The 591-nt window shown below is 59.6% G+C and carries 1 protein-coding gene; it reads left to right on the plus strand.

Annotation, left to right across the window (positions count from 1 at the left end; genetic code table 11):
* The coding region (locus ACW9IR_RS29545) for a secretin N-terminal domain-containing protein (RefSeq protein WP_457466145.1) at nucleotides 1-591 on the plus strand (591 nt) is incomplete at both ends.

The raw sequence follows: 591 nt of genomic DNA on the forward strand, positions 1-591 counted from the left end.
TGGTTGATGTCGGCGGTGTGGCGCAGGTGGTGCCGGAGGCGGATGCGAAGTTGCTCGGCGGGCCGATTTACAGTGCCGACAAACCGGCGGGTAACGGCATGCTCACCCGTACGTTCCGTTTGCAATACGAAAACGCGGTGAACCTGATTCCGGTGCTGCGGCCGATCGTTTCGCCGAACAATCCGATCAACGCCTATCCGGGCAATAACACCATCGTCATCACCGATTACGCCGAGAACCTGACGCGTGTTGCGCAGTTGATTGCGAGCATTGATTCGCCGAGCGCGATTGACACGGATGTGGTGCAGATCCAGAACGGCATCGCCGCTGACATCGCGCCGATGGTCGCGGATTTGCTCGATGCGCCGGGCAATGATCCGACGCAGAAAATCGCCGTGATTGGTGATCCGCGTTCCAACACCATCATCATTCGCGCCGGCAGCCCAGAGCGTACGGAGCTGGCGCGTAATCTGATCTACAAGCTGGATAACGCGCAGAGCAATCCGAGCAATCTGCATGTGGTTTACCTTCGTAACGCGCAGGCGGCGAAACTGGCGCAGGCCTTGCGCGGGTTGCTCACGGGAGAGAGTG

This window comes from Pseudomonas sp. SDT291_1_S447 (genome assembly GCF_054070155.1).